The organism is Scleromatobacter humisilvae (genome assembly GCF_023231945.1).
Classification (GTDB): Bacteria; Pseudomonadota; Gammaproteobacteria; order Burkholderiales; family Burkholderiaceae_C; genus Scleromatobacter; species Scleromatobacter humisilvae.
Window position 1 is genome coordinate 165,625 of record NZ_JAJLJH010000001.1, and the last position, 23,889, is coordinate 189,513.

Below are 23,889 nucleotides of genomic sequence, written 5' to 3' on the forward strand. Positions count from 1 at the left end.
GCCCTTCAACGGCGCGCGAGCGCATCGACGATGTTCAGGCGCATGGCGCTCCACGCCGGCACCGCGCCCACCAGCAGGCCGATCGCCAGCATCAGCGCAATGCCCAGCCCCCAGCTGCCCGCGCCGACCGGGGCCAGCGACAGCATGCCCTTGCTGCCGTGGCTGATCAGCGGAATGATCGGCTCGGCCAGGCCGATGCCGATGACGCCGCCCAGCACCAGCAGCAGCACCGACTCGGCCAGCACCATCGCGAGCACGCTGTTGCCGGAAAAGCCGATCGTCTTCAACACCGCGAGCTCGCCGGTGCGCTCGCGCACGGCCTGCATCATCGTGTTGCCCGCCAGCAGCATCAGCGTGAAGAAGACGGCGCCCATGATGGACGTGACGATGAGCCCGATGTCGGCGAGCTGCTTCATCCAGCTGGCGGTGGCCGCCTGTTCGGTCTGCGTGCGCGTCTCGTGGTCGGAGTTGGCCGACAGCGCGTCGATGGCCTTGGCCACGCGGTCGGCCTGGTTGACGTCGCCGACCTTGGTCACGTACCAGCCGACCCCGCCGCGGTTGTAGGGCGTGGTGTCGTCGAAGTAGGCCCAGTGCAGCAGCAGCAGCTGGTCGAAGAAGCCGGCCGCCTTCTTGTCGGTGGAGTGGATGATGCCGCTGACGTCGAACACCCAGTTCTTGCTGCCGGACTTGTCCGGGAAGATGGTCGACTGCATCGGGATGCGGTCGCCCACCTTCCAGTGGTAGCGCGCCGCGAGGCCCTCGCCGATCAGCACGCCGGTGCGCGCGCCGGCGAAGGCCTTGCGGTCGGCGTCGCTGACCTCCATCTCCGGATAGACGTCGAGATAGTTCGGCGCCACCGCGAAGCTGAAGACCTGGTTGTGCGGATCCTTGTACGCGCCGCCGAACCAGTTGGCGTAGGTGACGATCTTCGCGCCCGGCACCTGCTGCATGCGCGCCTCGAGCGACTGCGGCAGCAGCTGGATGAACGACAGCCGCGAGCCGGTCTGCAGGCGCTGCGCGCCGTTGGCGCTCTGGCCGGCCTGGTCGAACGAGGTGCGCACGGCATCGAGCAGGCCGAACAGCAGGAACGCCGCGACGATGGACACGAGCGTGAGCACCGTGCGCGTCTTGCGCCGGAACAGCGAGGCCCAGATCAGGTGCAGGTATTTCATGGCTGGCTCCCTGCGCCGGCGTCAGGCCGCGGCCTGTTCGACCAGCGTGCCCTTGTCCAGGTGCAACGTGTGGTTCGCGTACTCGGCGGCCTTCGGGTCGTGCGTGACCATCACGATGGTCTTGCCGTGGTCGCGATTGAGCGCGCGCAGCAGCGCGAGCACGTCCTCGGCCGACTGGCGATCGAGGTCGCCGGTGGGCTCGTCGCAGACCAGCAGCGTCGGGTCGGACACGATCGCGCGCGCGATCGACACGCGCTGCTGCTGGCCGCCCGACAGCTCGGTGGGCTTGTGGCTGGAGCGGTCGGCCAGGCCGACGAGCGCGAGCGCGATCGCCGCGCGCTTGCGCCGCTCCGCGCCGGACAGCTTGGTCAGCAGCAGCGGCAGTTCGACGTTGCGCTGCGCCGAGAGCATGGGCATCAGGTTGTAGAACTGGAACACGAAGCCGACCTGCGACGCGCGCCATTTCGCGAGCGCGCTGGCGCCGAGGTTGTCGATGCGCTGGCCGCCGACGGCGATGCTGCCGCCCGACGGCGAATCGAGGCCGCCGATGAGGTTGAGCAGCGTCGTCTTGCCGGAGCCAGACGGCCCCATCAGCGCGAGGAAGTCGCCCTGCGCCACGCCGAGGTCGATGTGGTGCAGCACCTCGACCTTCTGCTTGCCGCGTTCATAGATCTTCGAGACGTCGCGGATTTCGATCAAGGGGGTCATCTCGCTGTCGCTCCTGCAGGTTGGCGGCGGGGTGCCGCTCGAATGTCAGTGGGGGGCGTCCTCGACGCGCACCGCGGCGCCGTCGCGCAGCTCCGCCGGCGGGGAAAGGATCACTTGGTCGCCGGCGGATACACCATCGGGTATCGACTTCAGGCCGCCGACCTCCTGCGCGGCGGGCGCGACGGCGCGCTGCACCGCCTTGCCGTCGACGACGACGAAGACCACGGCGCGGCCGTCGCGCTGCGCGAGCGCGGGCGCCGGCACGAGCGCGCCGCGCGGCGCCTGGGCCGGCGTCGCCTCGCCCTTGGACGCGAGGAAGGAAACGCGCACGCCGATGTCGGGCACCAGGCGCGCGTCCTTCTGTTCGAGCGCGACGCGCACCTTGACCGTGCCCTTGCCGCGGTCGGCCGCCGGCACGATGGCGATCACGTGCGCCGGAATCTTCCAGTCGGGATAGGCGTCGAGCAACGCCTCGGCCGGCATGTTGGCCTTGACCTGGCCGATGTAGGCCTCGGCGACGTCGACCTCGACCTCCAGCGAGTCCATGTCGACGATCGTGCCCACGCCGGTGCGGGTGAAGCCGCCGCCGGCCGACAGCGGCGACACGATCTCGCCGACCTGGGCCGCCTTCTCGGTGACGACGCCCGCGAACGGCGCGCGCACCACGGAGTAGTCGAAGTTGACCTGGGCCTGGTTCAGCGCCGCGCCGGCGGCATCGGCATCGCGCCGGCGGCCCTCGAGCTGCGCGGCGTCGGTGGCGACGGCGGTGCGCGCCTGCTCCGCGGCCTGCCTGGTCACCATGCCGCTCGCCACGAGTTCGTCCTGGCGGCGCGCGTCGGCCTGGGCCTGCGTGAGCTGCGCCTGCGCGGTCGTGACCTGCGCCTGCGCGCTGGCGAGGTTGGCGCGCGCGGCGCCCAGGCCGGCGCGCAGCGCGCTGTCCTCGAGGCGCGCCAGCACCTGGCCCTTCTCGACGTGGTCGCCCTCCTCGATCAGCACCTGGGTCAAGGTGCCGGTGATCTGCGTCGAGACCGTGGCGCGGCGGCGCGGCGTCACGTAGCCGGTGGCCTGCAGCACCGCGCCGGCGGAGCCGCCTCCGGCGAGCGCGGTGGCGGTCGCGGTGTGGACAACCACGGGACGCGCGGCCAGCACCCACCAGGCACCCGCGCCGGCCAACGCCACGACAACCAGCGTCGCCACGACGGGCCACAGCCAGCGCGGCGGGCCGCCGCCCTGGTCGCGCTCCGTGTGCTGGATGCGCAGTTCGTTCAAGAGGTTCGCGTCGATCTTGCCGTCTCCGAAAGAGGCCCTGGAACTGCGCGGACTCTATCAGCGACCCGGCGCGAATTCCTGCCCGTTTCTGCTGAAACGACGACCGAGGGGGTCGAATCGACGGCAGGCGCGTCAGGCGGCGGGCGCGGCGGCCGGAAGCAGCGTCCCGCGAACAAGCAGCGCGAGCGTCTGCACGATGAGGAGGACGAAGACGACGTTGGCCGCGACGAACAGCACCGGCGCCAGTGGGGCCGCCAGCCCGCTCGCGCCGCGTTCGGCCATGCGCATCGCCAGCGCGGGCAGCGCCGCGGTGCCGAAGCTGAAGGCCCACCAGCCCGGCACGAAGGCCTGTTCCCGGATCCACGGCAGCATGCGCAGCAGCAGCAACGCCTGGTACAGGCCGTAGCCCAGCAGCAGCCAGGCGAACATGTCGGGCGCGCCGGTGGTGAGCGACATCCAGGCCCCGCCGCCGACGACCGCCGGCGCCAGCTGGATGCCCAGCACCGGGCGCAGCGCCGCGGGCAGCGGCGTGCCGACCGAGGCGCGCTGCACGATCACCGATTCCAGCGCCAGCCACGCGAACAGCCCGACGCCGAAGAACAGCAGGCCCAGCTGCGTCCAGCCGAACGCGGCGGACACCGTCGCCGCGACGAAGCTCTGCGCGACGCTCGGAAGATAGAGCGCCGGCGTCACGAGCTCGGGCGGCCGCCCGCCCATCCACATCCGGCCGTTGAGCCACAGGCCCACCGCGAGCTGCGCGGCGAGCGCGACGACGAACAGCGCCAGCGCCGCGTCGTGCGAGAACGGAATCAGCGCGGCCGCCGCCAGCATGCTGGACACCGGCACCAGCGCCGCGAACGCCGACTGCAGCGGGTGCTGCAGCTCGGCGACGGCGTCGGCCCGATGCGCGAGCCACTTGTGGGTGTAGAGCACCAGCAGCACGGCCCACGTGGCCAGGCCGGCGAGCGAGAGCCCCTGCGCGACGTCGACAGGCAGGTGCCACAGTCGCACGCCGACATGCCACGTGTTGGCGAACGCCAGCAGCCCCACGGGGATGCCGAAGAACGAGACCGGAACGGCGGCGCGGCTGGCGGACATGGCGGACATGGCGGACTCCTGGAAGCAGGTGATCGACGGAACCGATTCTGGGCGCCACAATCGAGATGTCGAATGCCAATCAGTCCGCCAGAATTGCTCCAACGTCTCGCATGGATCCGCTGAGCCACCTCGTCACCCTGCTCGACCCGCGCGGCCGCATGGAGCTGCGCTGCCTGTTCGGCGCCGCGTTCGCGGCCCCGCACGACGCGATCGGCCCGTGGCGCGCGCCCTTCCACGTGGTGCTGCGTGGCGAGTGCGAGCTGTGGCTGCCCGAGAGCAGGCGGTCGGTGACGTTGCGTCCCGGCAGCCTGCTGGTGCTGCCGCGCGGCGCGGCGCACACGCTGCGCGCGAGCGCGTCACGCGCGGGGGCGAGCGCGCGCATCCGCACGCAGCCGGGCGAGCTGGTCGACATCAAGACCAACGTGCGCGACCCTGCGCGGGCCGACATCGAGATCCTGTGCGGCGAGTTCGAGTTCCGCGGACGCCGCCGCAGCGCGCTGCTCGAGGCGCTGCCCGAGTGCCTGGTCGTGGAGTTCGCCGAGCGCCCCGAGTTCGGCTGGCTGCAGGGCCTGCTGCGGATGATGGCGCACGAGATCGCGCACCAGGACGCCGGCGCCGCGGCCATCGTCGCCGAGCTGTCGGGCGCCGTCTTCACGCTGGCCGTGCGGGCGCATCTCGAGACGCAGCCGGAGCACGCCGGCGTGCTGGGCCTGATGGCCAACGCGCGCCTCGCGCCGGCGCTGGCCGCGATGCTGGAGTCGCCCGGCGAGCCGTGGACGGTGGAGACACTCGCGGCGCGCTGCCACCTCTCGCGCGCCGCGTTCGCGCGCCTGTTCGCGCAGCACGCGCGCAGCGGGCCGCTGGAGCTGCTGACGTCGCTGCGCATGGAGCTCGCCTCGCGCCTGCTGGCCGTCGGCGAGCAGGACACCGCGACGATCGGCGAGGCCGTGGGCTACCGGTCCGAGGCGGCGTTCAACCGCGCGTTCGCGCGCCACGCCGGGATGACGCCGGGTCGCTTCCGGCGCGGCGAGCGCGCCGCTGCAACGGCTGGTTAGGCCGCCGGCTTCACCTTGCGCGCCGTCTTCAGGCAGGCCGACAGCAGCGCCTGCGCATGCTCGGGCGTCATCGGCGCCGTGCTGAACAGCGCGCGGTAGACGATGGGCGAGGCCACGGTGTCCATGACGGCGTCGACCTCGGGCACGGCCTCGCCGCGCCTGGCGCCGCGGGCGATGATGATCTCGATCTGCGACGCGGTGAACGCCGCGCACTGGCTGGGCACCGGCGGCTTGCCCTCGGCGAGCGCGCCGTTGCGGGCGGAAAGCACGTCCAGCATCATGCCCAGGCCGACGTCCGAGGACATCTCGTCGCGGTACTGCTCGACCCACGCCTGCAGGTCGCCGGCGACGCTGCCGGTGTCCGCCGGATCGCCGTCGGGGCGCAGGCGCTCGACGGCGACGTCGGCCAGCAGGTCGGCCAGCTCGCCCCAGCGGCGGTAGATCGTCGAGGGCGTGACGCCGGCGCGGGCCGCGATGAGCGGGACCGTCAGCGCGGCGCGGCCGTCCTGCGCGAGCAGGTCGAGCGTCGCCTTGTGCACCGCCGCCTGGACGCGGGCGCTGCGGCCGCCGGGACGGGGGATGGCGCGGTTGAGGGCAGTCGTCATGTCGCCATCCTAACGCAAAGGAATTGCGTTAGTGGCAGAAGGGGTGCACAATCCGCTAACGCAAAGTTTTTGCGTTAGTCATCAGGAGATCCGCATGTCCCACGCCGCCAATCCCTGCCTGCCCGCGGTGGCCGCCGCGCCCCGCCGCATGGGCCGCATGGCCGCGCTGTGGCTCAACGCGTCGATCCTCGTGGCCTATCTCGCGGCATCGACGGCGCCGTCGCCGCTGTACGCGCTGTATCGCGAGGCCTGGGGCTTCTCGGCGCTGACGCTGACGCTGGTCTTCTCGACCTACGCGTTCACGCTCCTGGCGGCGCTGCTGTTCTTCGGCGCGCTGTCCGACCATCGCGGCCGGCGCGAAGTGGTCATCGTGGCGATGGTGCTGGAGATCGCGTCCATCCTGCTGTTCCGCCATGCCGAGTCCGTCGCCTGGCTCATCGCCGCGCGCGCCGTGCAGGGCGTGGCCACCGGCATCGCCACCAGCGCGCTGAGCGCCGGCATGCAGGACATCGACCGCGAGCGCGGCTCGCTGCTCACCAGCATCTCGCCGCTGTTCGGCATGGGCGCGGGCGCGCTGCTCGCGGGCGGGCTGGCGCAGTTCGCGCCGGCGCCGACGCGGCTGGTGTTCGACGTCCTGCTCGCCGTCCTGGCCGCGCAGGCCGTGGCCGCGTTCTGGCTGCCCGAGACCGTCTCGAAGCGCGCCGGGGCGCTCGCGTCGATGCGGCCGCAACTGGCGGTGCCCAGGCGGGCGCGCGCGATGCTGTGGCAGGTGATGCCGGTCAACACGGCACAGTGGGCGCTCGGCGGCTTCTATGCGTCGCTGGGGCCGTCGCTGGCGCGCATCATCACCGGCCTGCACTCGCCGTTGCTGGGCGGCGCGGTCGTCGCGTCGCTGGTACTGAGCGGGGCGGTCGCGATCCTGTTCGTGCGCACGCGTCCCGCGCGCGCCGCGCTCGCGGGCGGCACGGCGGCGCTGGTCGTCGGCGTGAGCGTGACGCTGGCGGGCGTGCAGCTGCACTCGATCGCCGCGTTCTTCGTCGGCTCGATCATTGCGGGACTCGGCTTCGGCGCCGCCTTCAACGGCACGCTGCGCAGTCTCGTGCCGCTGGCGGAGGCGCACGAGCGCGCGGCGCTGATGTCGACGTTCTTCGTGCTGAGCTACCTCGCCTTCAGCATGCCGGCGATCGCGGCCGGGCTGCTCGCCGGGCGCATCGGCCTGCAGGCGGCGTCGATCGGCTATGGCCTGTTGCTGGTCGCGCTCGCGTGCGTGGCGCTGGCGATGATGACGCGGCGCAAGCCTTGAGCCCTAAGCCGCCTCGCGCAGATCCTTGGCGGGCGCGACCAGCATGTCGTGCGGCACGACGACGCCGTTCTTGACGGCCACGACCTCGGCCAGGATGCTCAGCGCGATCTCCGGCGGCGTCTTGCTGCCGATGTAGACGCCCACCGGGCCGCGCAGCCGGGCGAGCTCCGCGGCCGTGAGGTCGAAGTGCTCCTGCAGGCGCTGGCGCCGCGCGTCGTTGTTGCGCCGGCTGCCGATGGCGCCGACGTAGAACGCCTCGGTCCGCAGCGCCTCGAGCAGCGCGAGGTCGTCCAGCTTCGGGTCGTGCGACAGCGCGATCACGACGCTGCGGCGGTCGGCGCGGAACGCCAGCACCGCGTCGTCGGGCATGCCGGCGAGCAGTGTTGCGCCGTCCACGCGCCAGGTCGCGCGCACCTCCTCGCGCGGCTCGCACACGGCCACCTCGAAGCCGCTGAACAGGGCCATCGTGGCCAGGTACTCGGTCAGCTGGCCGCCGCCGATCAGCAGCATGCGGTAGCGGGGCCCGAAGGTGTTGGCCACGTGGTCGTCCGCGACGCGCAACTCCTCCGGCTGGGGCGCCGCTTCATGCGTGGCGCGGCCGTCGGCGAGGTCGACCCGGCGCCGCACGAGTCCGCCGCCGGCCAGGCCTTGCAGCAGCGCGTCGAGCGCCGCGGGGTCGGGATCGTGCTCGACCAGCAGCTCCAGCGTGCCGCCGCAAGGCAGGCCGAAGCGGTGCGCCTCGTCCGCCGACACGCCGTACGTGACGAACACCGGCGCGGCGCGCGCGGGCAGCGGATGCGCCTGCTCGTCCTTCCAGCGCTGCCGATAGCGATCGGACAGGTCGTCCTCGATGCAGCCCCCGCTGACCGAGCCGGCGATGCGCCCGGTCTCGGACAGCGCCAGGATCGACCCGACCGGCCGCGGCGACGAACCCCAGGTGCGCACCACCGTCGCCAGCAGCGCGCGCTGCCCGGCGCGGCGCCAGTCGCGCAGCTCGCGCAGCACGAGCAGGTCGAGGTTCTCCATGTCAGGGCGCGGGACAGGCGGCGCCGGCCTGGATCCACGCGGCCACCAGTTCGCCGAATTCCTTCTGCGTGCCCGGCGCCGGCGTGCGCGTGCCGCCCGGGTGCCAGCCCCAGCCGACGAGCGGGTCGAAGGCCATGTGGTCGTGGATCTGCTTGAGCGAGCGCTGGCCGTTGCGCGCGGGATCCTTGATCTGCTCGCAGATCTGGCCGAGCGACCTGTCCTGCCACGCCATGCCCGCGGGTGCGACGTGCCACTTGGGCGCGCCCGGCACGCCGGCCGGCTGGAAGTTGGCGGCCTGGTGGCAGGTGGCGCAGCGCATCGCGAGCGCGCCCTGGTCGTCGCTGCCGCGCACCACCAACGGCAGGTGCGGGTGCATGTCGTCGCCCTGGCTCGGGCGGACGCCGGACGGGTGGCAGTTCTGGCAGCGCGGGCTCTCGATGACCTTGCCCATCTCGGCGAACAGCGCGCGCGATCGTTCGGCGGGGTCGGCGATGGTGGAGAAATCCTTCGCCGGCTTCAGCGCCGCGGCCGTGTCCTGCGCCAGCACGGGCAGTCCGGCCAGCAGCGTCACGAGCACAAGTCCAACAAGCGTAGTCGGCCGCATCGCGCTTCTCCACAAATTTTGCGAGGCACGAGCATACTGCGCCATCCGGATTCGTTCACGGGGGCTTTGCAATGTCAGGTGTTTCACTCAACGTCAACGGCCACTCCCATCACGTGGAGGCCGATCCGCAGACGCCGCTGCTGTGGGTGCTGCGCGACGAGATCGGCCTGACCGGCACCAAGTTCGGCTGCGGCGTCGCCCAGTGCGGCGCGTGCACCGTGCACGTCGACGGCCAGGCGATGCGCTCGTGCGTGGCGCCGGTCTCGGCGATCGCCGGGCGCAAGGTGACGACGATCGAGGGCCTGCAATCGCGCGCAGCCAAGGCCGTGCAGAAGGCCTGGGTCGACCTCGACGTCGTGCAGTGCGGCTATTGCCAGTCGGGCCAGATCATGTCGGCGACGGTCCTGCTCGAGCAGAACCCCAAGCCCAGCGACGAGGACATCGACCTCGCGATGGCTGGCAACATCTGCCGCTGCGCCACCTACGTCCGCATCCGCGCCGCGATCCACGCGGCGTCGGCCCAGCTCACGGCTTGAGGAGGTTTCCGCCATGCACCCGTTGATGCAAGCCTTCCGCGACGCGCAGCCCGACGGCGCCGGCGACCTCGCGCTGGTCGCGCCCGGACGCGAGCCCGCGCCCGCGCGCACGGGCGTCACGCGACGCGACGTGCTGGCCGCAGGCGGCCTGGTCGTGGCCATCGGCGGCTGGCTGCCGTCGGCCGCGTCGGCGGCGGCAGCCGGGCAGGCGCGCGAAGGCGATGCCGCCAAGGCCGTCTTCGAGCCCAACCAGTTCGTCAGCATCGGCTCGGACAACCTCGTCACCATCGTCAACAAGCACCACGAGATGGGCCAGGGCAACACGACGGGCCTGGCCACGCTGGTGGCCGACGAGCTCGACGCCGACTGGTCGCTGGTGCGCACCGAGTACGCGGGCGCCAACATCAAGCTCTACGCCAACCTCGCGTTCGGCATGCAGGGCACCGGCGGCTCGTCGGCGATCGCCAACTCCTACCTGCAGTACCGGACGGCGGGCGCGACGGCGCGCGCGATGCTGGTGTCGGCCGCGGCGCAGGCGTGGGGCGTGCCGGCCAGCGAGATCCGCACCAGCGACAGCGTGCTGACGCATGCGTCGGGCAAGCGCGCGACCTACGGCGAGATGGCCGCGGCCGCCGCGAAGATCACGCCGCCGAAGAATCCGGAGCTGAAGACGCCGGATCGTTTCTCGCTGATGGGCAAGGAACACGCGACGCCGCGCGTCGATTCGCCGTCCAAGTGCAACGGCACCGCCACATACACTGGCGACGTCAAGCTGCCCGGCCTGCTGACCGCGGTCATCGCGTTCCCGCCGTCGTTCGGCGCGAAGATGGTGTCGTTCGATGCCGGCGCCGCGAAGAAGGTGCCGGGCGTCACGGACGTCGTCGCCGTGCCCGAGGGCGTGGCCGTCGTCGCGAAGAACACGTGGGCCGCGCAGCAGGGCCGGCGCGCGCTGAAGGTGACCTGGGACGAATCCGCCGGCGCGCAGCTCGACTCCGAGGCGCTGCTGGCGCACTACCGCGAGTTGGCGTCGCAGCCCGGCACGCCGTTCGCGAAGCCGGCGCCGGTGGCCGCGCCGACGGTGGCCAAGTCCGTCGAGGCCGTCTACGAGTTCCCGTTCCTGGCCCACGCGCCGATGGAGCCGCAGAGCTGCGTCGCCTGGCTGCACGACGGCATGCTCGAGACCTGGGCCGGCCACCAGTTCCCCACCTTCGACCACAAGCTCGCCGCCCAGGCCGCGGGCCTGCCGATGGAGAAGGTCAAGCTGCACTCGCTGGTCTCGGGCGGCAGCTTCGGCCGCCGTGCCAACGCGTGGAGCGACTTCACGGTGGCCGCGGTCAACGTGGCCGTCGCGATCAAGGGCCGCGCGCCGGTGCGCCTGCAGTACACGCGCGAGGACGACATGAGCGCCGGGCTGTATCGGCCGATGACGGTGCACTCGGTCAAGGTCGGCCTGTCCGACGCCGGCAAGGTGGCCGCGTGGAAGCACACGGTGGTCACGCAGTCCATCGTCGCCGGCACGGCGATGGCGATGATGATCAAGGACGGCATCGACCCGACCTCTGCCGAGGGCGTCTCGCCGACGGTGTACGAGCTGCCGATGATGGACGGCCAGCTGCACTCGCCGGCCCTGCCCGTGCGTCCGCTGTGGTGGCGCTCGGTCGGCAACACGCACACGGCCTACGTGATGGAGACCATGATGGACAAGCTCGCGCAGGCCGCGGGCCAGGACCCGCTGGCGTTCCGTCTCGCGTTGCTGGACAAGAACCCGCGCGCCACCGGCGCGTTGAAGCTCGTGGCCGAGAAGTCCGGCTGGGGCAAGGCCATGCCGGCCGGCTCGGCCCAGGGCATCGCGGTGCACGAGTGCTTCGGCACGACGGTGGCGCAGGTGGCCGAGGTCACGCTCAAGGACGGCAAGGTGCGCGTCGACCGCGTGTTCTGCGCGGTGGACTGCGGCGTGGCGGTCAATCCCGACGTGATCCGCGCCCAGATGGAGGGCTGCATCGGCTTCGCGCTCGGCGCGCTCTACTACAGCGAGATCGAGCTGAAGGCCGGGCGGCCGGTGCAGCGCAACTTCGACCAGTACAAGGCCCTGCGCATCTACGAGATGCCGGCGGTGGAGGTGTTCATCGTGCCGAGCACGGCCGCGCCGACCGGCGTGGGCGAGCCGGGCGTGCCGCCGCTCGGGCCGGCCGTCGCCAACGCGATCGTGCGGGCGGGCGGCCCCGGGGTGACGCGGCTGCCGTTCGCGCGGGCGGGCCTGGTCTCGGCATAGATCGCCACGGCGGACAATGTCCGTCGATGGACATCCTTCCGCCACCCGAGACGCTGCGCCTGCTGCACGCCGACGGCGCCCTCGTCGCGATCGACAAGCCCGCCGGCCTGCTGGTGCATCGCTCGGCGCTCGACGCCCACGAGACGCGCACCGCCGCCGACCTGCTGCGCGCGCAGCTGGGCGCGCCGGTGTGGATGCTGCACCGGCTCGACAAGGCAACGTCCGGCGTGCTCGCGTTCGCGCGCGATGCGGCGACCGCGTCTGCGCTGGGCGAAGCCTTCGAGTCGGGACGCGTGCGCAAGCGCTACCTCGCGCTGGTGCGCGGCTGGCCGCCGGCCGAGGGCGAGATCGACTACGCACTGGCGCGCGATCCGGAGCTGCCGTCCGCGGGTCAGCCGCGCCTCCCAGCGGTGACACGCTGGCGACGCCTCGCCTGCGTCGAATGGCCGTTCGGCGACGGCCGCCACGCGACGAGCCGCTACGCGCTGGTGGAGGTCGAGCCGCTTTCGGGCCGGCGCCACCAGATCCGCCGCCACTTCAAGCACATCGCGCATCCGCTGGTGGGCGACACGACGCACGGCAAGAGTGCGCACAACCGCGCGGTGGCCGCGTGGCTGGGCACGTCGCGGCTGTGGCTGCATGCGAGCCGGCTCGAGCTGCCCGGCATCGACGGCGGGCCGCCGCTCGTGATCGAGTCGCCGCCCGGCGCCGAGTGGGCGCCGCTGCTTGAAGCGCCGCCTTGATCGCCGATGCGGCTTCGCCGCCCGTCGCCTACTTCTTGCGGACGATGACGCTGCCGATCGAGTAGCCCGCGCCGAACGAGCAGATCACGCCGACGTCGCCCGCCTTGAGGTCGGCGCGGTACTCGTGGAACGCCAGCACCGAGCCGGCCGAGGCGGTGTTGGCGTAGGTATCGAGCACCAGCGGCGCGAGGTCGCCGCCGGCCTCGGCGCCGACCAGCTTCTTCAGGATCAGCTGGTTCATGCCGAGGTTGGCCTGGTGCAGCCAGTAGCGGCGCACCTGCGTCGGCTCGAAGTGCAGCGCCTGCAGGTGGGCCTCGATGTGCGCGGCGGCGAGCGGAACGACTTCCTTGAACACCTTGCGGCCTTCCTGGCGGAAGGTCTTGTCGCGCGCGTCGGGATCGGCATCCTCGCTGCGGTTCATGAAGCCGAAGTTGTTGCGGATCGCGTTGGAGAACTGCGTGACGAGCTTGGTGCCCAGCACTTCCCATTGATCCGTCGAGACCGCGGTGTCGGCGCTCTCGATCAGCGTGGCCGTGCACACGTCGCCGAAGATGAAGTGGCAGTCGCGATCCTTGTACTCGATGTGCGCGGACGTGATCTCCGGGTTGACGACCAGCACGCACTTCGCGCTGCCCGAGCGCACCGCGTTGACGGCCTGCTCGATGGCGAAGGTGGCCGACGAGCACGCCACGTTCATGTCGAAGCCGTAGCCGCCGGCGCCGAGCGCCTGCTGGATCTCGACGGCCATCGCCGGATAAGCACGCTGCATGTTGGACGCCGCGCAGAAGATCGCGTCGACATCCGCGCCCGTGCGCCCGGCCGCGGCCAGTGCCTTCTTGCAGGCGTCGACCGCGATCTCGGCCATCAGCGACAGCTCGTCGTCGCCACGTTCGGCGAACTTCGGCCGCATGCGCGCCGGGTCGAGCACGCCGGCCTTGTCGATGACATAGCGCTGCTTGATACCCGAGGCCTTCTCGATGAACTCGACGCTCGATCCCACCAGCGCCATCTCGTCGCCGCGCGCGATGGCCTCGGCATGCCTGGTGTTGTGCGCCTCGGCGTAGGCATTGAATGCCTGCACCAGTTCCGCGTTGGTGACGATGTGCGGCGGCTGGTAGAGGCCGGTGCCGCTGATGACTGCTTGGGGCATGGAGATTCCTGGGTTACCCGCTGATTTTAGCTGGCCGGGTCACGCCGGACGGGCGCGTGTTCTCGGGGAAAGCACCACGCCGCACGACGGATGACCGCGGATTCACGCACGTTGCGTGCTGCGGCGCACAAGCCTCAGAACGGCACCGGGCTCTCGAACACCAACGGCTCGCCCGTCAACGTATGCGGCAGCGCCAGCCGGCACGCGTGCAGCATCATGCGCGGCGACACATCGCCCTCGATGCCGTAGAACGGGTCGCCGGCGATCGGGCAGCCCAGCGATGCGAGATGCACGCGCAGCTGGTGCGTGCGGCCCGTGACGGGCGCCAGCGCGATGCGCGTCAGCGTGCCGACGCCATCGACCCGCGTCTCGCCGACGACTCGGTAGTGCGTCAGCGACGGCTTGCCGGTGTCGTGGCAGACGACCTGGCGCGGCCGGTTCGGCCAATCGACGATCAGCGGCAGATCGATCTCGCCCTCGTCGCGCGCCGGCCGGCCGTGCACCAGTGCCTCGTAGACCTTGTCGACCTCGCGCTCGCGGAAGGCCTCGCTGAGCGACGCGTGCGCCAGCGCCTCGCGCGCGAGCACGATGACGCCGCTGGTGGGCATGTCCAGCCGATGCACGATGCGCGCGCCAGGCCACACGGCCTGCGCGCGGGTCAGCAGGCTGTCGCGCTTCTCGAGCCCGCGCCCCGGCTCGGACAGCAGCCCCGCCGGCTTGACCAGCACGACGAAGGCATCCTCGACATGCAGCACCTCGAGGCCGGTGTCCGGCGGCGGCCGGTAGACGTCGGCGTCGGGAACCGTGCGCGGCGCGTTCACTTCTCGATCAGCAGCGTCTCGACGTCGACGCCGCGCTCGCGCAGCAGCTCGGTCAGCGGCGCCAGCAAGGGGCCGAGGCGCTCCTCGACGGACGCGCGCACCGTGTCCACCATCACCTGCGTGCCGCGCTCGATCTCGATGTTGAGCGCGTCGCCGGGCTGCTTGTCGGCGAAGGTCGTCATGCGCAGCGTCTCGGGGATCAGCCAGACCTCGAACCAGCCCTCGGCCTTGTTGGCGTCGGACACGGTCAGGCTCGCGCCGTTGATCGCGATGTAGCCCTTGGCGAACACGTAGCGCATCCAGCGCGATGGCACCGCGATGCGCATCACGTGGTTGTTCTCGGGCTGGCGCACGGAACCGAGCACGGCCTGGAAGTCGACGTGCCCCGACAGCGGATGGCCGCCGATCTCCGCGCCGTCGCGCGCCGCGCGTTCGACGTTGATGCGGCTGCCGACCTTGAGCGTGTCCAGCGTCGTCAGGCTGAGGCTCTGCTGCATCACGTCGAAGTTGGCGGCGCGGTCGCCGACGAGCTCGGTCACCGTCAGGCAGACGCCGTCGACCGACACGCTGGCGCCGATCTCCAGCCCGTCGCAGAAGCCCGCGGGGAATTCGAGCGTGAAGCTGCGCAGGCCGGGCTTGTCGACGAGCACGGAGACGGTGGCGACGGCCTGGACGATGCCGGTGAACATGATGGTGCGGTTCCGGAAAGGGGGATGCGCGATTGTCGCCGTTGCCGGACGCCCGTGCCGGCGTGGTGCAATCCACGCCTCAGCCACGGAGAGCTCATGTTCCTGCCCGCCACAGACGCCGACATCCCCCGCATCGTCGACCTGATGAACCGCGCCTACCGCGGCTCGACCAGTTGGAGCGCCGAGCAGGCCTACATCACGGGCGACCGCACGACGCAAGCCTTCCTGCGCGAGGACATCGCCGCCAACCCCGCCGCGACGCTGCTGAAGTGGGTCGCCGGGCCCGGCGACCCGGCCAGCGGCTGCGTCTGGCTGGAACCCCTGGGCGACGGCACCTGGTACCTGGGCTCGCTGTGCGTCGCGCCCGATGGCCAGAACGCCGGCCAGGGCCGCACGCTGCTCGCCGCCGCGGAGGCGTGGGCGCGCGCGCGCGGCGCCGCGCGCGTGCGCATGAGCGTCGTCAACGTGCGCGACACGCTGATCGCCTGGTACCGGCGCCGCGGCTACCGCACCACCGGCGAGATCGAGCCATTCCCGTATGGCAGCGACCGCTTCGGCACGCCGCTGCGCGACGACCTCGCGTTCGTCGTGCTGGAAAAGGATCTGCGGGCCGCCGGCTGACGCCGCGATTGCGCGGATCAATCGGCCCCAGTCGGGCAAGGCCGCACGCGAGCCCGGACAATCGCCCCATGCCGTGGAGCCTCCCGAAGTTCGCGACCGCCCCGTTCTGCCCGTCCGAGGTGCGCGGCAGCATCGCGGTGCCGCCCGGCACGCCGTGGTGGCAGCGCGTGCTGCGCTTCGCCGGGCCGGGGCTGCTGGTGGCGGTCGGCTACATGGATCCGGGCAACTGGGCGACCGACATCGAGGCCGGCTCGGTGTTCGGCTACTCGCTGCTGTTCGTGGTGCTGCTGTCCAGCCTGGCGGCCATCGTGCTGCAGGTGCTGTCGCTGCGGCTGGGCATCGTGGCGCGGGTCGACCTCGCGCGGGCCTGCCGCGACCGCTACGGCGAGATCCCGCGCAAGGCCCTGTGGCTGATGGCCGAGATCGCAATCGTCGCGTGCGACGTCGCCGAGGTGCTGGGCTCGGCGCTGGCGCTGCACCTGCTGTTCGGCGTGTCGCTGGCGCTCGGCATCGTCATCACCGCCTTCGACACGCTGCTGGTGCTGGGCCTCAAGGGCAAGGGCTTCCGCCAGGTCGAGGCCATCGTGCTGGGCCTGGTGGCCACGATCAGCGTGTGCTTCGCGATCGAGCTCGGGCTCGTCGGCCCCGACTGGCACGCCGTGGCCGCGGGCTTCGTGCCGCACGTCGACGCGCTGCGCGATCCGCACGCGCTCTACATCGCCATCGGCATCCTCGGCGCCACCGTGATGCCGCACAACCTGTACCTGCACTCGTCCATCGTGCAGACGCGACAGACGGGCCGCGACCACGCGAGCACCGCCAACGCGGTGCGGCTGTCGACCATCGACACGGTGGGCTCGCTGACGCTGGCGCTGCTGGTCAACGCGGCGATCCTGACGCTGGCCTCGAGCGCGTTCCACACCACCGGGCACACGGGCGTCACCGAGATCCAGGACGCGTACCACCTGCTCGACCCCATCGTCGGCTCGGGCGTGGCCGCGCTGCTGTTCGGCGTCGCGCTGCTCGCCTCCGGCCAGAGCTCGACCTTCACCGGCACCATCGCGGGCCAGGTGATCATGGAGGGCTTCCTCGACCTGAAGATCCCGTGCTGGCAGCGCCGCCTGATCACGCGCGGCCTCGCGCTGGTGCCGGCGCTGGCCGGCGTGCTGTGGCTCGGCGACCAGGGCGTGGGCACGCTGCTCGTCGCCAGCCAGGTGGTGCTGAGCCTTCAGCTGCCGTTCGCGATCTGGCCGTTGGTGCGACTGACGAGCGACCGCGCGCTGATGGGCCGCTTCGCGAACGGGCCGGGGCTCAAGCTCGTCGCCTGGGCGCTGTTCGCGGCCATCACGGTCGCCAACGTGTGGCTCATCGGCAGCATGCTGCGCTGATCAGACGCGCGTTTCCCAGTCGTCGGCATCGAAGCCGACCGTGATGCGCCCGTCGTCCCACTCGACGACCGGCCGCTTGATCACGCTGGCCTGCTCGCGCATCAGCGCCTGCGCCGACGCGGCGTCGACCACCGAGCCCTGCTGCGCCTCGGGCAGCTTGCGCCAGGTCGTGCCCTTGCGATTGAGCACGCGCTCCCAGCCGGCCGACGCCACCCAGGCGGCGAGGCGGTCGGCGGGAACGCCCGCCTTCTTGAAGTCGTGGAAGTCGTGGGCGACGCCGTGGCTCGCGAGCCAGTCGCGGGCGCGCTTGACGGTGTCGCAGTTGGGAATGCCGTAGAGGATGGTCATGGCGCCATTGTCGCGCGACGTCGCGTGGTCGACTGCCGAGCCGCAACACGCCGAAGGCATGGCGCTTGCTGACGGTCCGGGTCTTCGGAGCCCGACCGTCGGATGTCGCCGCTCCGCCTTTTGCGCACCGCCGCGCAACCGAACCGGAGTCTGCGATGACCGCGCCACTCGAATCCTGGAAAGTCTTGCCGCATGGCCCGTTGACCGAGGTCGACGACAAGGTGTGGACGGTCACCGGCACCATCCACATGCCCGTGGGCGACTTCGAGCGCCGAATGACGGTCGTGCGGCTGCGCGATGGCGGCCTCGTCGTCTACAGCGCGATCGCGCTCGACGAGCCGCAGATGGCCCGGCTCGAGAGCCTGGGCCGCATGGCGTGGCTCGTCGTTCCCGGCGACGACCATCGGCTCGACGCCAAGCCCTGGCTGCATCGCTACCCGACCATGCACGTGGCGGCGCCCGCGGGTGCGCTCGAGAAGGCGCTGGAGGTGGTGCCGATCGAATCGACCGCGCCCGACTTCGGCGACCCGGACGTGCGCTGGGTCACCGTGCCCGGCACGCGCGAGCACGAGGCCGCGCTGGTCGTGCGCGGCGCCGGGGGCACCACCATCGTCGTCAACGACCTCATTGCCAACCTGCGCCACGAGCACGGCTTCACGGGGTGGATGCTCCGCCTGATGGGCTTCGCCGGCGACGAGCCCAACATCCCGGGCGTGCGCAAGCTCGCGATGGTCAAGGACTCGGCCGCGCTCGCCGACCAGTTGCTCGAATGGAGCGAGATCGCCGACCTGCACTGCGTGCTCGTGTCGCACGGCGAGCCCATCGTCGACGACCCGCGCGCCGAGTTGCGCCGCCTGTCCGATTCGCTGCGCTGAAGGACGACCCATGAGCGAGATGCTGCCGGAGGACAACGAAGAAGGCGCCCGCCAGTCCGCGTTCCGCGCCGGCTACCGCACCGGCTTCGGCGACGGCTTTGAAGCCGCCGACAAGGTGCACGAGGCGACGAGGAAGGACGACAAGGACGGCGACAGGAAGCAGGACGGCGACGACAAAAAGGACGCCAGGCCGGACGACAAGGACAAGGACGGCGGCAGGAAGGACGACAAGGACAAGAAGGACGACGGCAAGCCGCCGCTCTGGAAGCGGCCGCTGTTCGTGCTGATCGCCATCGTCGTGGTCATCGCCCTGATCATCGTCGGCACCATCGCGCTGATCGACTCGCGCCATCACGAGACCACCGACGACGCGTTCATCGACGGCAACGCCAGCCAGATCGCCGCGCAGGCCGCCGGGCGCGTGAGCCATCTCTACGTCGACGACAACCAGCTGGTGCATCGCGGCGATCCGCTGGTCGACATCGACACCGCCGACATCAACGCCAAGGTCGACCAGGCCAAGGCGGGCGTGCTGACCGCGCAGAGCCAGGCCCAGCAGGCACTGGCGCAGGTCGAGGGCCAGAAGGCCAACGCAGCGCAGGCCGCAGCCAATGCGCGCCAGGCCGAGGCGGAGTCCGTCAACGCGCAGCAGGATCTCGCGCGCTTCAAGGGCGTCGATCCGGATGCGGTCTCGCGCCAGCAGTACGACCAGGCGGTGGCGCAGGCGCGCGCGGCCAGGGCCAAGCTCGACGCGGCGCGCGCGACCGAGGGCACGGCGCAGGCGCAGGTCAAGGCGGCGCAGGCCAACGTCGGCGCGGCGCAGTCGCAGGTCGCCACGGCGCAGGCCGACCTCGAGACGGCCAACATCCAGCTTGGCTACGCGCACGTGGTCGCGCCGATCGACGGCCGCGTCACCAAGCGCGCCGTGGACGTGGGCAACGTGATCTCGATCGGGCAGCCCATCCTCGCCATCGTCAGCGACAACCTGTGGGTGACGGCCAACTACAAGGAGACGCAGCTCAAGAAGATGCGCGTCAACCAGGCCGTCACGATCAAGATCGACGCGGTGCCCGACGTCAAGTTCGCCGCGCACGTGCAGAGCTTCCAGCGCGCCGCGGGCAGCTACTTCAGCGCGCTGCCGGCCGAGAACGCAACCGGCAACTACGTGAAGGTGACGCAGCGGGTGCCGGTCAAGATCGTGTTCGACCACCCCGAGGAGCTGCAGAAGTACAACGTCGGGCCGGGCATGTCGGTCAAGCCCAGCGTGTCGGTCGAGTGAGGGCCTGAACGCGTGGCCGCCTCCGATGCGTCGTTGCCGCGCTCCGCGGCGGGCGGGCACAACCCGTGGCTGATCGCCATCGTCGTGTCGCTGGCCACCTTCATGGAGGTGCTCGACACGACGATCGCCAACGTCTCGCTGCGCCACATCGCCGGCGGCCTGGGCGCGAGCCAGGACGAGGCGACGTGGATCCTCACGAGCTACCTGATCTCCAACGCGATCGTGCTGCCGATCAGCGGCTGGCTCGCGACGCTCATCGGGCGCAAGAAGTTCTACATGATCTGCGTGGCGCTGTTCACCGGCAGTTCGTTCATGTGCGCGCTGTCGCCCAACCTCGCGACGATGATCTTCTTCCGCGTGCTGCAGGGCATCGGCGGCGGCGGCCTCGCGCCGACCGAGCAGTCGATCTTCGCCGACACCTTCCCGCCCGCCGAGCGCGCGAAGGCGTTCGCGTTCTACGGCGTCACCGTGATCGTCGCGCCCGCCATCGGCCCGCTGCTGGGCGGCTGGCTCACCGACAGCTTCTCCTGGCACTGGATCTTCCTGATCAACCTGCCGGTGGGCTGCGCGGCGCTGATGCTGATCTGGTTCCTCGTCGACGAGCCGCAGGCCGTCAAGGACGACACCGCGCAGTTCCGCAGGAACTTCATCCCCGACTGGCTGGGCTTCATCCTGGTGGCGTCGACCTTCGGCTGCCTGCAGGTGGTGCTCGACAAGTTCCAGGAGGACGACGGCTTCTCGTCGAACTTCATCGTCGTGTTCTTCATCATCTTCGTGTGCTCGGCGATCGCGCTGGTGCTGTGGGAACGCATCCATCCGCAGCCGGTGTTCGACGTCAAGCTGTTCAAGGTGGGCTCGTTCGGCGCCGCCAACATCGTGATGCTGCTGGTGGGCTTCACGCTGTTCAGCACGACGCAGCTGATCCCGCAGTTCGCGCAGAACCTGCTGCAGTACGACGCGCTGGCCGCAGGCCAGACGCTGGCCCTCGGCGGACTCGCCGCCGCGGCGATGATGCCGTTCGCCGGCATCGCCGCGACGAAGGTGCCGCCCAAGATACTCGTCGGCCTGGGCCTGCTGTGCACCGGGTTCGCGCTGGTGCACACCGCCTACCTCAACGGCCAGATCAGCTTCTTCGACCTGTCGATGACGCGCGTCTACCAGAGCCTGTGCCTGCCCTTCCTGTTCGTGTCGCTGACCACGGCGGGCTACGTCGGCATCCCGCCCGACCGCAACAACGAGGCCTCGGCCATCATCAACCTGTCGCGCAACCTCGGCGGCTCGATCGGCGTGGCCACGGCCACGACCATGCTCGCGTGGCGCGTCCAGTTCCATCACGAGCGCATCGGCGAGCAGGTGTCGACGATCGGCCCGCGCGGCCAGCAGCTGACGCAGCACGGCCTCGCGGCGGCGCAGCAGGTCGTCAACGGCCAGGCGCAGGTGCTCAGCTACCTCGATATCTTCTACGCGTTCGGGATCATGGCGCTGGTCGTCACGCCGATCGCGCTGTTCCTCAAGACCCCCGCGCCCGGAGAAGCCCATGGCCACTGATCCCCTGCGCCCGCGCGTGACGCCCGCGCGCGCGACCGCGCTCGCGGCCGCCACGCTCGTGGGCGCCTGCACGATGGGCCCGAACTTCCATCGCCCCGAGACGACGCCGCCGCCATCCTGGGCCGGCGCGGCCTCGGCGCCGGCCGACCTGCCCAGCAAGCCGGTCGCGCGCGCCTACGACGGGCGGCTGTGGTGGTCGGTGTTCAGGGATCCGATGCTCGACGGCCTGGTCGACGAGGCCGTGCGCCAGAACCTCGACCTGCAGACCGCGGCGCTGCGCATCGAGGAGGCGCGCGCGCAGCGCGGCAGCGCGGCGTCGCAGGGCCTGCCGCAGGTCAACGGCAGCGGCATCGGCGGGCGCCAGCGCGCCAGCAAGAACGGGCTGGCGAGCGCGTTGACGGGCGGGGCATCGCAGCAAGGCTCGTCGTCCGCTGGAGCCGGTGGTTCGGCTGCCACGCCTGCACCGGCGCCGTCGCCCTACTCGGACTTGTTCGACGTCGGCTTCGACGCCACCTGGGAACTCGACCTGTGGGGCAAGGTGCGCCGCGGCGTCGAGGCGGCCGACGCCAGCATCGTGTCGGCGGAGCAGGCGCGCGGCGACGCGATGGTCTCGATGACCGCGGAAGTGGCGCGCACCTACCTGTCGCTGCGCGGCGCGCAACGCCAGCGCGCGATCGTGCTGGCCGACATCGACGACGAGCAGCAGCTGTTGAAGCTCACCAACTCGCGTGCGAACAACGGGTTCTCGTCGCAGGCCGACGCCGTGCAGCAGCAGGCGCAGCTGTCGGCCTCGCAGGCGCAGCTGCCGCCGATCGACCAGAACATCGACCAGGCGATGAACCGCCTCGCGCTGCTGCTGGCGCTGCCGCCCGGCGCGCTCGCCGACCGGCTCGGTCCGCTGCCGCAGGACGACGTCGCGCTGCCGCCCGAGGTGCCCGTCGGCCTGCCGGGCGACCTGCTGCGCCGCCGGCCCGACATCCTCAAGAGCGAGGCCGACCTGCACGCCGCCACCGCCAAGGTGGGCCAGGCCAAGGCGCAGCTGTTCCCGTCGATCACGCTGGGCGGCACCGCCGGCTTGCAGTCCATCCACGCCGACAGCCTCACCGACTGGGCCTCGCGCTTCTGGGTCGGCGGCGCGCAGGTGTCGATCCCGATCTTCGAGGGCGGCAAGCTGAAGGCACAGATCCGCACGGCCGACGCGCAGATGAAGGAGGCCGCGCTGGCCTGGCGCGGCACGGTGCTGTCGGCGTACCACGACGCCAACAACGCGCTCGTCGCCTACGCCGACGAACAGCGCCACGCCAGCGCGCTGGCCCGCCAGCTCGCCGACGCGCGCCGCGGGGACGAGCTGATGCGCTCGCGCTTCAAGAGCGGCTTCGTCTCGATGATCGACGTGCTCGACGCGCAGCGCAACGTGCACCAGGCGGAGCAGCAGGCGCTGCAGAGCAACGTCACGGCGTCGACGGATCTCGTCGCTTTGTACAAGGCGCTGGGTGGGGACTGGAGCGAGGATGCGGCGGCAAAGGTGGCGTCGACGGCGCCCTGAGCGCATTCGAGCGGCCGCCGGCATCGATCCGGGTGTCAGTCGTCCAGGTCCTTCGGAATCGCTCCCGGTGTCCACCACTCCGACAGCACCACCGCCGCCAGGTCGCGGCTGGCCGACTCGTCGCTGTAGGCCATCACGTCGAGGAAGCGCAGCACCACGGTCTCCTGCGGCTTGGTCAGCGAACCCAGGCGCGGCGGGTTGCGGTCGGGCGGGCGGAAGGATGTGAGGAGCGCGTCGGTGACGTCGCTGGGCTGGGCGATGTGGCGCAGCGCGTACTCCATCATGAACGGCAGGTAGTGGCGCCAGGACGCGGCGTCGAGCCAGCCGCTGCCCCAGGGATGGGCCTCGAGGTAGTCGTCGGAGATGGCGTCGACCAGCACGTCGAACGGCGGCGCCGGCTTGTCGAGGTCGAGCGCGTCGCCGCCGCGCAGCGTCATGGCGGGGAAGGCGGTGCCCTCGGCGGAGAAGGCCGCGAAGGCGTCGGCGATGAGGTCGGTGTGGGACATGGTGCGAGGCGGTGGCGCGGATCGAGGCGGTACTGTCGCACACCGCGTCGCCGGCGGCGCGCGCTCGGCCCTGCGAAGGGGATTTGCCGCGCGACTTAAAATCGGCGACTCATGGCCTTCTCTCTCGAACGCGCTTCCTGCCGCCTCAACACCGCCTACGGCGACTTCCAGATGCACGGGTTCAAGGACCTCGCGTCCGGGCTCGAGCACGCCGCCCTGTGCCTGGGCGACGTCGCCTCGCCGCCGCCCGTGCTCACGCGCATGCACTCCGAGTGCCTGACCGGGGACGCCTTCGGCAGCTGCCACTGCGACTGCGGCCCGCAGCTGCGCGGCGCGCTGCAGGCGATCGCCAAGGAAGGCCGCGGCATCGTGCTGTACCTGCGCCAGGAAGGCCGCGGCATCGGCCTGCTGAACAAGATCCGCGCCTACGCGCTGCAGGAGCAAGGCGCCGACACCCTGGACGCCAACCGCCTGCTGGGCCTGCCGGCCGATGCGCGCGACTACGGCGTCGCCGCGGCCATGCTCGCGGAGCTGGGCGCGAACTCGATCCGGCTCATGACCAACAACCCGACCAAGATGGAGAGCCTGCAGGCGCACGGCATCCAGATCGCGGAGCGCGTGCCGCTGCAGGTCGGGCGCAACCGCAGGAACGGCGCCTATCTCGACACCAAGGCGCACCGCATGGGCCACCTGTTCGACGTGCTGCGCGAGCCCAGCGACGAGTAGA

The 23,889-nt window shown here is 71.2% G+C and carries 24 protein-coding genes; 12 read left to right on the plus strand and 12 right to left on the minus strand.

Annotated features, from left to right (window positions below):
• Positions 1 to 5 precede the first annotated feature (5 nt).
• From LPC04_RS00720 to tehA, 4 genes are all read right to left on the minus strand, one after another.
• Positions 6 to 1,172 carry an ABC transporter permease gene (locus LPC04_RS00720; protein WP_275680260.1) on the minus strand — a complete coding sequence of 389 codons (1,167 nt, stop codon included), beginning with the start codon at positions 1,170 to 1,172 and terminating at the stop codon, positions 6 to 8.
• Between the two features lie 21 nt (positions 1,173 to 1,193).
• Positions 1,194 to 1,880: an ABC transporter ATP-binding protein gene (locus tag LPC04_RS00725; RefSeq protein ID WP_275680261.1), complete on the minus strand. Its 687-nt coding sequence runs from the start codon at positions 1,878 to 1,880 to the stop codon at positions 1,194 to 1,196.
• Between the two features lie 45 nt (positions 1,881 to 1,925).
• Positions 1,926 to 3,149, minus strand: coding sequence for an efflux RND transporter periplasmic adaptor subunit (locus LPC04_RS00730; protein WP_275680262.1), 1,224 nt, complete (start codon positions 3,147 to 3,149; stop codon positions 1,926 to 1,928).
• 132 nt (positions 3,150 to 3,281) lie between these two features.
• On the minus strand, positions 3,282 to 4,247 hold the full coding sequence (gene tehA, locus LPC04_RS00735; protein WP_275681899.1) for a dicarboxylate transporter/tellurite-resistance protein TehA: 966 nt from the start codon (positions 4,245 to 4,247) through the stop codon (positions 3,282 to 3,284).
• Between the two features lie 110 nt (positions 4,248 to 4,357).
• Between tehA and LPC04_RS00740 the strand changes: the two genes are divergently transcribed.
• A complete protein-coding gene (locus tag LPC04_RS00740; protein ID WP_275680263.1) occupies positions 4,358 to 5,302 on the plus strand; it encodes an AraC family transcriptional regulator in 945 nt (314 codons plus the stop codon).
• Here LPC04_RS00740 and LPC04_RS00745 read toward each other — a convergent pair.
• A complete protein-coding gene (locus tag LPC04_RS00745; protein WP_275680264.1) occupies positions 5,299 to 5,907 on the minus strand; it encodes a TetR/AcrR family transcriptional regulator in 609 nt (202 codons plus the stop codon). The two genes, LPC04_RS00740 and LPC04_RS00745, sit on opposite strands and share 4 nt — an antisense overlap.
• Before the next feature lie 94 nt (positions 5,908 to 6,001).
• Here LPC04_RS00745 and LPC04_RS00750 point away from each other — a divergent pair, with 94 nt between their 5' ends.
• On the plus strand, positions 6,002 to 7,210 hold the full coding sequence (locus LPC04_RS00750) for an MFS transporter (protein WP_275680265.1): 1,209 nt from the start codon (positions 6,002 to 6,004) through the stop codon (positions 7,208 to 7,210).
• A 3-nt stretch (positions 7,211 to 7,213) separates the two neighbouring features.
• On the opposite strand, the gene LPC04_RS00755 is transcribed toward LPC04_RS00750, so the two are convergent.
• Both LPC04_RS00755 and LPC04_RS00760 read right to left on the minus strand, forming a co-directional pair.
• Positions 7,214 to 8,236 carry an XdhC family protein gene (locus tag LPC04_RS00755; protein WP_275680266.1) on the minus strand — a complete coding sequence of 341 codons (1,023 nt, stop codon included), beginning with the start codon at positions 8,234 to 8,236 and terminating at the stop codon, positions 7,214 to 7,216.
• Between the two features lies 1 nt (position 8,237).
• A complete protein-coding gene (locus LPC04_RS00760; protein ID WP_275680267.1) occupies positions 8,238 to 8,807 on the minus strand; it encodes an Isoquinoline 1-oxidoreductase subunit in 570 nt (189 codons plus the stop codon).
• Between the two features lie 104 nt (positions 8,808 to 8,911).
• Between LPC04_RS00760 and LPC04_RS00765 the strand changes: the two genes are divergently transcribed.
• The 3 genes from LPC04_RS00765 to LPC04_RS00775 are packed head-to-tail and all read left to right on the plus strand — an operon-like array spanning position 8,912 to position 12,391.
• A complete protein-coding gene (locus tag LPC04_RS00765; protein WP_275680268.1) occupies positions 8,912 to 9,376 on the plus strand; it encodes a (2Fe-2S)-binding protein in 465 nt (154 codons plus the stop codon).
• Positions 9,377 to 9,389: 13 nt separating this feature from the next.
• On the plus strand, positions 9,390 to 11,648 hold the full coding sequence (locus LPC04_RS00770) for a xanthine dehydrogenase family protein molybdopterin-binding subunit (protein WP_275680269.1): 2,259 nt from the start codon (positions 9,390 to 9,392) through the stop codon (positions 11,646 to 11,648).
• A gap of 26 nt (positions 11,649 to 11,674) precedes the next feature.
• Entirely contained in the window at positions 11,675 to 12,391 is a 717-nt protein-coding gene (locus tag LPC04_RS00775; RefSeq protein WP_275680270.1) for a pseudouridine synthase, read from the plus strand.
• A gap of 28 nt (positions 12,392 to 12,419) precedes the next feature.
• Here LPC04_RS00775 and LPC04_RS00780 read toward each other — a convergent pair whose 3' ends face one another.
• The 3 genes from LPC04_RS00780 to LPC04_RS00790 all read right to left on the minus strand — a co-directional run bounded on the left by LPC04_RS00780 (position 12,420) and on the right by LPC04_RS00790 (position 15,051).
• Positions 12,420 to 13,541 (minus strand): beta-ketoacyl-ACP synthase III, encoded by a 1,122-nt coding sequence (locus LPC04_RS00780; protein ID WP_275680271.1) that lies wholly within the window; start codon positions 13,539 to 13,541, stop codon positions 12,420 to 12,422.
• 134 nt (positions 13,542 to 13,675) lie between these two features.
• On the minus strand, positions 13,676 to 14,362 hold the full coding sequence (locus LPC04_RS00785) for an RluA family pseudouridine synthase (protein WP_275680272.1): 687 nt from the start codon (positions 14,360 to 14,362) through the stop codon (positions 13,676 to 13,678).
• Entirely contained in the window at positions 14,359 to 15,051 is a 693-nt protein-coding gene (locus tag LPC04_RS00790) for a riboflavin synthase subunit alpha (protein WP_275680273.1), read from the minus strand. Before LPC04_RS00790 ends, LPC04_RS00785 begins: the two co-directional genes overlap by 4 nt.
• 96 nt (positions 15,052 to 15,147) lie before the next feature.
• Here LPC04_RS00790 and LPC04_RS00795 point away from each other — a divergent pair, with 96 nt between their 5' ends.
• Positions 15,148 to 15,672 (plus strand): GNAT family N-acetyltransferase, encoded by a 525-nt coding sequence (locus LPC04_RS00795; RefSeq protein WP_275680274.1) that lies wholly within the window; start codon positions 15,148 to 15,150, stop codon positions 15,670 to 15,672.
• Positions 15,673 to 15,740: 68 nt separating this feature from the next.
• Complete coding sequence (locus tag LPC04_RS00800) at positions 15,741 to 17,060, plus strand: Nramp family divalent metal transporter (RefSeq protein WP_275680275.1); 1,320 nt, start codon at positions 15,741 to 15,743, stop codon at positions 17,058 to 17,060.
• Here LPC04_RS00800 and LPC04_RS00805 read toward each other — a convergent pair whose 3' ends face one another.
• Entirely contained in the window at positions 17,061 to 17,408 is a 348-nt protein-coding gene (locus LPC04_RS00805; RefSeq protein ID WP_275680276.1) for an ArsC family reductase, read from the minus strand.
• 155 nt (positions 17,409 to 17,563) lie between these two features.
• Here LPC04_RS00805 and LPC04_RS00810 point away from each other — a divergent pair, with 155 nt between their 5' ends.
• The 4 genes from LPC04_RS00810 to LPC04_RS00825 are packed head-to-tail and all read left to right on the plus strand — an operon-like array spanning position 17,564 to position 22,656.
• Positions 17,564 to 18,283 (plus strand): hypothetical protein, encoded by a 720-nt coding sequence (locus LPC04_RS00810; RefSeq protein WP_275680277.1) that lies wholly within the window; start codon positions 17,564 to 17,566, stop codon positions 18,281 to 18,283.
• Positions 18,284 to 18,293: 10 nt separating this feature from the next.
• Positions 18,294 to 19,562 carry an HlyD family secretion protein gene (locus tag LPC04_RS00815; protein ID WP_275680278.1) on the plus strand — a complete coding sequence of 423 codons (1,269 nt, stop codon included), beginning with the start codon at positions 18,294 to 18,296 and terminating at the stop codon, positions 19,560 to 19,562.
• Between the two features lie 12 nt (positions 19,563 to 19,574).
• Entirely contained in the window at positions 19,575 to 21,110 is a 1,536-nt protein-coding gene (locus tag LPC04_RS00820; protein ID WP_275680279.1) for a DHA2 family efflux MFS transporter permease subunit, read from the plus strand.
• The gene (locus LPC04_RS00825) at positions 21,100 to 22,656 is read left to right on the plus strand and encodes an efflux transporter outer membrane subunit (RefSeq protein ID WP_275680280.1); all 1,557 of its coding nucleotides are present in this window, start codon (positions 21,100 to 21,102) and stop codon (positions 22,654 to 22,656) included. The genes LPC04_RS00820 and LPC04_RS00825 overlap by 11 nt, the downstream gene beginning before the upstream one ends.
• A gap of 35 nt (positions 22,657 to 22,691) precedes the next feature.
• Here LPC04_RS00825 and LPC04_RS00830 read toward each other — a convergent pair whose 3' ends face one another.
• On the minus strand, positions 22,692 to 23,162 hold the full coding sequence (locus tag LPC04_RS00830; protein WP_275680281.1) for a DUF6714 family protein: 471 nt from the start codon (positions 23,160 to 23,162) through the stop codon (positions 22,692 to 22,694).
• 111 nt (positions 23,163 to 23,273) lie between these two features.
• Between LPC04_RS00830 and ribA the strand changes: the two genes are divergently transcribed.
• Complete coding sequence (gene ribA / locus LPC04_RS00835) at positions 23,274 to 23,888, plus strand: GTP cyclohydrolase II (RefSeq protein ID WP_275680282.1); 615 nt, start codon at positions 23,274 to 23,276, stop codon at positions 23,886 to 23,888.
• Position 23,889 lies beyond the last annotated feature (1 nt).

What these genes read in the sequence shown, in the direction of transcription:
- LPC04_RS00740 (WP_275680263.1), top strand. Translation starts at nt 4,358, where the DNA reads ATGGATCCGCTGAGCCACCTCGTCACCCTGCTCGACCCGCGCGGCCGC.
- LPC04_RS00830 (WP_275680281.1), bottom strand. Translation starts at nt 23,162, where the DNA reads ATGTCCCACACCGACCTCATCGCCGACGCCTTCGCGGCCTTCTCCGCC.
- LPC04_RS00815 (WP_275680278.1), top strand. Translation starts at nt 18,294, where the DNA reads ATGAGCGAGATGCTGCCGGAGGACAACGAAGAAGGCGCCCGCCAGTCC.
- LPC04_RS00775 (WP_275680270.1), top strand. Translation starts at nt 11,675, where the DNA reads ATGGACATCCTTCCGCCACCCGAGACGCTGCGCCTGCTGCACGCCGAC.
- LPC04_RS00770 (WP_275680269.1), top strand. Translation starts at nt 9,390, where the DNA reads ATGCACCCGTTGATGCAAGCCTTCCGCGACGCGCAGCCCGACGGCGCC.
- LPC04_RS00805 (WP_275680276.1), bottom strand. Translation starts at nt 17,408, where the DNA reads ATGACCATCCTCTACGGCATTCCCAACTGCGACACCGTCAAGCGCGCC.
- LPC04_RS00825 (WP_275680280.1), top strand. Translation starts at nt 21,100, where the DNA reads ATGGCCACTGATCCCCTGCGCCCGCGCGTGACGCCCGCGCGCGCGACC.
- LPC04_RS00755 (WP_275680266.1), bottom strand. Translation starts at nt 8,236, where the DNA reads ATGGAGAACCTCGACCTGCTCGTGCTGCGCGAGCTGCGCGACTGGCGC.
- ribA (WP_275680282.1), top strand. Translation starts at nt 23,274, where the DNA reads ATGGCCTTCTCTCTCGAACGCGCTTCCTGCCGCCTCAACACCGCCTAC.
- LPC04_RS00765 (WP_275680268.1), top strand. Translation starts at nt 8,912, where the DNA reads ATGTCAGGTGTTTCACTCAACGTCAACGGCCACTCCCATCACGTGGAG.
- tehA (WP_275681899.1), bottom strand. Translation starts at nt 4,247, where the DNA reads ATGTCCGCCAGCCGCGCCGCCGTTCCGGTCTCGTTCTTCGGCATCCCC.
- LPC04_RS00810 (WP_275680277.1), top strand. Translation starts at nt 17,564, where the DNA reads ATGACCGCGCCACTCGAATCCTGGAAAGTCTTGCCGCATGGCCCGTTG.
- LPC04_RS00725 (WP_275680261.1), bottom strand. Translation starts at nt 1,880, where the DNA reads ATGACCCCCTTGATCGAAATCCGCGACGTCTCGAAGATCTATGAACGC.
- LPC04_RS00780 (WP_275680271.1), bottom strand. Translation starts at nt 13,541, where the DNA reads ATGCCCCAAGCAGTCATCAGCGGCACCGGCCTCTACCAGCCGCCGCAC.
- LPC04_RS00745 (WP_275680264.1), bottom strand. Translation starts at nt 5,907, where the DNA reads ATGACGACTGCCCTCAACCGCGCCATCCCCCGTCCCGGCGGCCGCAGC.
- LPC04_RS00795 (WP_275680274.1), top strand. Translation starts at nt 15,148, where the DNA reads ATGTTCCTGCCCGCCACAGACGCCGACATCCCCCGCATCGTCGACCTG.
- LPC04_RS00790 (WP_275680273.1), bottom strand. Translation starts at nt 15,051, where the DNA reads ATGTTCACCGGCATCGTCCAGGCCGTCGCCACCGTCTCCGTGCTCGTC.
- LPC04_RS00720 (WP_275680260.1), bottom strand. Translation starts at nt 1,172, where the DNA reads ATGAAATACCTGCACCTGATCTGGGCCTCGCTGTTCCGGCGCAAGACG.
- LPC04_RS00800 (WP_275680275.1), top strand. Translation starts at nt 15,741, where the DNA reads ATGCCGTGGAGCCTCCCGAAGTTCGCGACCGCCCCGTTCTGCCCGTCC.
- LPC04_RS00750 (WP_275680265.1), top strand. Translation starts at nt 6,002, where the DNA reads ATGTCCCACGCCGCCAATCCCTGCCTGCCCGCGGTGGCCGCCGCGCCC.